Annotated in this window: 6 protein-coding genes and 1 pseudogene; 3 read left to right on the top strand and 4 right to left on the bottom strand. The window is 69.8% G+C overall.

Going from position 1 to position 6139, the window contains the following annotated elements:
* The 4 genes and pseudogenes from ACFW2E_RS39225 to ACFW2E_RS39210 form a co-directional block, all read right to left on the bottom strand.
* Nucleotides 1–870: pseudogene (locus tag ACFW2E_RS39225) on the bottom strand (hypothetical protein); the annotation flags it as partial.
* A gap of 123 nt (nucleotides 871–993) precedes the next feature.
* Nucleotides 994–1566: an ester cyclase gene (locus ACFW2E_RS39220; RefSeq protein ID WP_384474562.1), complete on the bottom strand. Its 573-nt coding sequence runs from the start codon at nucleotides 1564–1566 to the stop codon at nucleotides 994–996.
* Nucleotides 1567–1788: 222 nt separating this feature from the next.
* Nucleotides 1789–1983 (bottom strand): hypothetical protein, encoded by a 195-nt coding sequence (locus ACFW2E_RS39215; RefSeq protein WP_384474559.1) that lies wholly within the window; start codon nucleotides 1981–1983, stop codon nucleotides 1789–1791.
* An 879-nt stretch (nucleotides 1984–2862) separates the two neighbouring features.
* Nucleotides 2863–3354, bottom strand: a complete 492-nt coding sequence (locus ACFW2E_RS39210) for a MarR family winged helix-turn-helix transcriptional regulator (protein ID WP_384474556.1) — start codon at nucleotides 3352–3354, stop codon at nucleotides 2863–2865.
* 104 nt (nucleotides 3355–3458) lie between these two features.
* On the opposite strand from ACFW2E_RS39210, the gene ACFW2E_RS39205 reads away from it, so the two are divergent.
* From ACFW2E_RS39205 to ACFW2E_RS39195, 3 genes are all read left to right on the top strand, one after another.
* Nucleotides 3459–4508: an LLM class flavin-dependent oxidoreductase gene (locus ACFW2E_RS39205; protein WP_384474553.1), complete on the top strand. Its 1050-nt coding sequence runs from the start codon at nucleotides 3459–3461 to the stop codon at nucleotides 4506–4508.
* Nucleotides 4501–5532, top strand: coding sequence for an LLM class flavin-dependent oxidoreductase (locus ACFW2E_RS39200; RefSeq protein WP_384474551.1), 1032 nt, complete (start codon nucleotides 4501–4503; stop codon nucleotides 5530–5532). Before ACFW2E_RS39205 ends, ACFW2E_RS39200 begins: the two co-directional genes overlap by 8 nt.
* An 18-nt stretch (nucleotides 5533–5550) precedes the next feature.
* A partial coding sequence (locus tag ACFW2E_RS39195) for an NADPH-dependent F420 reductase (protein ID WP_384474548.1) occupies nucleotides 5551–6139 on the top strand: 589 nt, incomplete at its 3' end.

Raw genomic sequence — 6139 nt, 5'->3', positions numbered from 1 at the left:
CTCCGGGGCACCGTGGTGAACCACCGCGCGAACAGCTTCCCAATCCTCGGCGGCCGGGAAGCCGGTACTCAGCCGTATCCGGTCCGGTCTCCATCCGGGATCCTCCACCTGCCTGTCCCCCGCGGCCACCACCAGATCGACATCCAGCGCGCTCAACGACCGGATCACCGGGCCGAGTTTCAGCGATGTCTCGGCTTGCGCGCCGAAGCCGACCAGCACCCGTGGCCGACCGGGGCCGGCGGGTCGGCGCTTCCGTGAGCCCTCGGCGGGATCCACGGTTGTCTCCGCTCTCAGCGCGATGCGGTCGGGGCAAGGCTGCCACCCCTCGCGCTGCAGGCTCGGCGGGCACAGATCCAGCAGCCAACGCGCGGAGGGAACCCGGGAAGGCGGCTGAAGACCGCGATCGAGGTAGCGGGAGCGCACCGCCGCCGCCAGGGCGTCGAGCTCTCCGGGTTCGGGCGCGGGACCCGTGACCACCACAGCGCCTGGTATGTCGAGAGCGCGCGCGACCAGTGGACCAACGAGGTCGTAGTGTTCGGAGACGATCAGATCGGGTCCCCAGTGATCCGCCCGGTCCAGGGCCTCGTCCGCCATGAGGTCGACCCGCGCGCCGGCGAACAGTTCCGCCGCGAGGTCCCTGTTCGAGTCGAACAGGGTGTCGAGGCCGGACCGGCGGGCGACTTCAGCGGTCAACTCGTCCGGGCTCGGGCCGATGGGCATCACTTCGAAGCCCTCCGGCTCGAGCCAGGGGGCAGCCTCGGCAGCAGTCGCGAAGGCGACGTCGCGCCCCTGCCGGCGCAGCGCTCGTGCCAGCGGCAACAGGGGCAGGAGGCGTCGGCGGAGAGGATTGCTGAAGAAGAGGACGCGCACGGTGGGGGGCTTCCTGACTCGACGTCGCGACAGGCCGCTCTGGCCCATGGCCGACCTGCGGGGGACGTGTATGTGACCGCCGACCGGCATGCGGCGGCGGTCGCCGTACGCGGTGGGCGCAGCTCATGCAGTCGGCGCGTGCGGCGCCGTGGCGGCCGCCCGAGACGCCTTCGTGGTCACCTCTGCCGCAGCCCGGGAGGCCCGCCCGCCGACCTTCCAGGCAAGCATGCGCATTCCCGCCGCCGGCGTGGGGGGAAAGACCCCCAGCTGACCGAGCATCGCGATGTCATCACGTACCGCCTCGTGCCGGATCACCTTGCCGTCCCGCAGGTCGAGCACGTGAATCTGCTCGAAGTCGATCTCCCGTCCCGTGGGTGGCACCACCTGGTCCACGGCGCCGTCCTTGAACAGGACGAAGGCGCCGCTGTGACGGCCCTGCATGCGCAGCCGGACCCACACCTGGTCGTCGTTGTGGATGGTCTCCAGGAAGGGCAGCCGCAAGCCCTCGAACGCGGACCGCATCCACGCGCTCGAGGCCAGCACGCCGGCGGGGCCGGCGCTCCGGCACGCCGGAGGCGCCACGGCCGCTTCACGGTTGTGGAATTCTTCGTGCACTACTTGAGCAGCCAGCGTGGGATCCCCCGTCTCGAGCACTTTGAAGAGCCCGGCAGCGAGGTCCGTAGCGGTCATTCCCATGGTGTGGTTGCTCCATCCCGGCGGTTCGGCGGACGTCAGGGGACGGCGATGCCTATTGCCGTCCCCGCCGGCCGCTCGCGTTGTCGAGGCCAGGTGCCCGGTGTGGTCACACGCCTCGCGCCAACCGACCGGCTGGCACGCAGGGGCCGGTCATGTGGTGGTGCTCACGGCAGACCGGCCCCGGCCGCACGGCTATCCCGTCCGCCCCGAGGACCGGCCCCGTCACAGCCCAAGGTCCAGCGCAAGGCACGAGAAGTGATTCCAGGAGCCCTCGGGGTTGTAGGAGATGATCTCCGCACCGCTCGGTGCGGCTTTCTTCTCCTGGACCATTTCATGGAAATTGATACGCTCCGGCAGCTTGCCGAACCGCGCGTGCCGTGCCGCCGCTGCCGCGTCCGTCGCAGACTCGTTTTCCACGGTGGCCTCCCTTCGTCGTAGCGAACCGCTCCACCCGGTTCGGTGGACCACAAGGCTGCATCTCCGACCCGTCACCTGTCAAGGTGGTGACGGATGCGTTCGCGTCACAGCGTCGGGGTGTTCGGGGATCAGATCGTCACGGAAAACGTGACGTCTTTCAGGCATTTCATACGTGCGAGAAGTGAGCACCACGGACGGCAGGCACGGGGTGGACTGCGTCGCCCTCGGCGACTCGTTCGCCTCCGCGCCCCTGGTCCCGGACCAGGTCGACGCGACCTGCCTGCGCTCCGACCACAACTACCCGTCACTGGTGGCCCAGCCAACGGCGGCAGCGCTGACGGATGTCAGCTGCGCCGGAGCCAACACCGCCGACACGGCCTCCGCCCAGGGCAGGTACCGGCTTCGTTCAACGCCCTCGACCGGAGCACCGACCTGGTCACCGTCACCATCGGCGGTGCCGGCCGGTAGTGCGCCGCGGCCCACCGGTCGGCGAGCCAGAGCAGGGCCAGGCCCCTCGAGGGCCAGACCACGGCCCGGTAGGCACTGGTCATCGCGTGCCCTGTTCGCCCAGGCGAGTTCGGGACAGGGGCCGGGGCCCGGCGAGACCGCGTCGAGGGGCGCGTGCAGGAATACGACAGCCGCTGCTCCCGTCCCCGCGTGCCACAAGGTCCCGCGCAGGGCCGCTCCTGGTGCGTGCAGGTCGGGTCGAAGGGACGCGCCGGCGGCGCCGGGCGTCTTCCCGGTGTGGACCTTTTGGGCTTCCACGCGTGGGCTTCACGCGTGCCATCCAGAACATACGTGACTAGTCAATTACACGTTCGGCCGGCTGGAGCGAACGGCGAGCGGAGGAACTCCCCCGCACACGGTCCAGGGAGTGGATCACGCGAGGACGCGGACTTGGGGCCGCGCCGCGTCCAGGCCCGCGCGGAGCGTCGCCACGATGAGGCCGACGGCGGCGAGCTGCTCCGGAGCGAGCGGGTCGACGAACAGCTCGCGAATGGCCCGCAGGTGAGGGAGCGCGGCCTCCCGGAAGGCGCGGGCGCCCTGATCGGTGAGCACCACCTCCGCACCCCGGCTGTCGGTGGCGCACTCGACGCGCAGGATCAGTCCACGACGTTCCATGCGCCCGAGATGATGGGACAGGCGGCTGCGTTCCCACCCGACGAGCGCCGCCAGTTCGGAAGAGCGCAACCGTGAGCCGTCCGTCTCACTCAACGCGAGCATGACCGAGTAGTCACCGGGCGACAGTGAGCACTCCTTCTGCAGGCGCGACGCGAGCTCGCCGCGCAGCGCTTGGGCGGTCTCGGTGAAGTCCCGCCAGATGCGCAACTCCTCGGCGGTGGGGTACACCCTGCGCCGCTGACCCTTCACGCGCACCTCCTGATTGACACGTCAACCTTATCGAGTAATGATTGATGCGTCAATTATATTGCTCTGAGTGGTCAACCGCCGGGGAGCCACGGAAGGAGGAGACCATGACGGACAGCGTCTTCGAACTCGGCCTCAACTCGTTCGGGGAGGTCGCGACGGACGACGGTCGCACCCTGACCGACGCAGAGACCGTCCGGCTGCTCGTCGAGGAGGCCGGGCTCGCCGAGGCCGCGGGCCTGGACGTGTTCAGCATCGGGGAGCACTACCGTCCGGGACACGTCGACAGCGCCACCCCCGCGCTGCTGTCCGCCATCGCGACGGTGACGGAACGGATCCGTCTCGGCACTTCGGTGACCGTGCTGAGCACCAACGACCCCGTGCGTCTGTACCACGACTTCTCGACGCTGGACGCCGTGTCGAACGGCCGGGCCCAGCTGGTCCTGGGGCGTGGGTCGGCCACGGAGTCCTTCCCCCTGTTCGGTTACGACCTCGCCGACTACGAGCAGCTGTTCGAGGAGAAACTCGACCTCTTCATGCGCCTGCAGCGGGAGGAGACGGTGACTTGGTCCGGTACGTTCCGGGTGCCGCTCACCGAGCAGCTCCTGCGTCCCCGGATGCGCCCGGGCGGCATACCCACGTGGATCGGTGTGGGCGGCAGCCCCCACTCCGTACTCCGCGCCGCACGCCATGGGCTGCCCATGATGCTGGCCGTCATCGGGGGGCGCCCCGAGCGCTTCGCCGGCCACGTCGACCTGTTCCACCGGGCACTGCGGCAATCCGGTCACGACCCGCAACCGGTCGGTCAGCACTCACTGGGACTCGTTGCCGACACCGACGAGGAGGCGACCGAGACCTGGTGGCGGTACTGGGAACCGGTCGTGACCCAGCTGGCCGAGGAGCGGGGCTTCTACCTGCCGACCCGCAAACGTTACGAGGCGGAGATCGACGAGGGGGCGCTCTTCGTCGGCTCCCCCGAGACCGTTGCCCGGAAAATCGCCAGAACGGCCCGCGACCTGCGGCTGAGCCGTTTCGACCTCAAGTACGACGTCCTGCACCTGCCGCGCCAGGCCCGCGCTCGCACGATCGAGCTGCTGGGCCGCGAAGTGGCTCCGCGGGTGAGGGAACTGCTCTCCAAGGAGTCCACCCATGTCTGATCTGGTTTTCGGTCTCGACACATTCGGCGACGTTCCCGTGGACGACTCGGGTGCACCTGTCTCCCACGCGAGGGCGATTCGGCAGGTCGTCGACGAAGCCGTCCTCGCGGACGACATCGGCGTCGACGTCGTCGCGCTCGGGGAGCACCACCGCCCCGAGTACTCGATCTCGACCCCGGAGACCGTGCTGGCCGGCATCGCCACGCGCACCAGACGCATCCGCCTCTCCTCCGGCGTGACGGTCCTGAGCTCCGACGACCCCGTCCGCGTGTTCCAGCGCTTCGCCACGGTCGACGCCCTCTCCGGCGGACGGGCCGAGGTGATCCTCGGCCGTGGCTCCTTCACGGAGTCGTTCCCCCTGTTCGGATACGACCTCGCCGACTACGACACGCTGTTCGAGGAGAAGATCGAGCTGTTCGCACGGCTGCTGGAGGAGAAGCCCGTCACGTGGAAGGGCACTGTGCGCGCTCCGCTCGAGAGCGCCGAGGTCTTTCCCCCGACCGAGTCCGGACACCTGACCACTTGGGTCGGTGTCGGCGGCTCGCCCCAGTCGGTGATCCGCACCGCCCACTACGGGCTTCCCCTGATGCTCGCCATCATCGGCGGTTCCCCCGAACGCTTCACGGCCTACATCGACCTCTACCGGCGCGCCACGGAGCAGTTCGGTACCACCGCGCATCCGGTGGGCATGCACTCACCCGGCTTCGTGGCCGACACCGACGAGGAGGCCCGCGAAGCGCATTGGCCGAGCTACCGGGTCATTCGCGACCGCATCGGAGCGCTGCGCGGCTGGCCGCCGATTCGCCGGGAGGAGTACGACGCGGAGATCGAGCACGGCTCCCTTTACATCGGCTCACCGGAGACAGTCGCGCGCAAGATCGCCGGTGCCGTCCGCGAACTCGGCGTCGGCAGGTTCGACCTCATCTACACCGCGGGCACGCAGCCGATCAGCGCCCGCCTCCGGGCGGTCGAGCTGTACGGCACGAAGGTGATTCCCATGGTCCGCGACCTGCTGGCGGGCTGACCGGTGGAGGGAGACGGCATGGGCACCGAAAGCATCCGCACGATCGGCATCCTGGGCGCTGGGAAGGTGGGGACCGTACTGGCGCGACTGGCCCTCGCCGCAGGCTTTCGTGTGCTGATCGCCGGGTCGGGCGCGGCCGAGGGCATCGCGCTCACCGTCGAGGTCCTGACCCCCGGCGCGGTCGCTGTCACCGCGACCGAGGCCGCCGCCCGGGCGGACGTCGTGTTTCTGGCTCTCCCCCTGGGCAAGCACCGCAACACCCCGGTCGAAGCTCTGGAGGGCAAGCTGGTCGTCGACGCGATGAACTACTGGTGGGAGGTCGACGGCGTACGCGCCGACTTCACCGACCCCCGCATCTCCACCAGCGAGATCGTCCAGGCGTTTCTGCCGGGGTCCCGGGTGGTCAAGGCGTTCAACCACATGGGCTACCACGACCTCGAGGACGAGGCCCGGCCCGCCGGGGCGACCGGCCGCAGAGCGATCGCCATCGCCGGGGACGACCCGGCTGCCCGGGCCACGGTCGCGCATCTCGTGGACGCCTTCGGCTTCGACCCCGTCGTCGCCGGCCCGCTCGCCGCGGGGGTTCGGCTGCAACCGGGGACCGAGC

It is taken from the genome of Streptomyces sp. NPDC058964, from assembly GCF_042741275.1.
Lineage (GTDB): Bacteria > Actinomycetota > Actinomycetes > Streptomycetales > Streptomycetaceae > Streptomyces.
The sequence above is the reverse complement of the archived record's forward strand: the minus strand, read 5'-3'. Positions and strand labels throughout refer to the sequence as shown.

Coding starts and splice junctions, on each gene's coding strand:
- ACFW2E_RS39200 (WP_384474551.1), top strand. CDS start 4,501: ATGTCTGATCTGGTTTTCGGTCTCGACACATTCGGCGACGTTCCCGTG.
- ACFW2E_RS39220 (WP_384474562.1), bottom strand. CDS start 1,566: ATGGGAATGACCGCTACGGACCTCGCTGCCGGGCTCTTCAAAGTGCTC.
- ACFW2E_RS39205 (WP_384474553.1), top strand. CDS start 3,459: ATGACGGACAGCGTCTTCGAACTCGGCCTCAACTCGTTCGGGGAGGTC.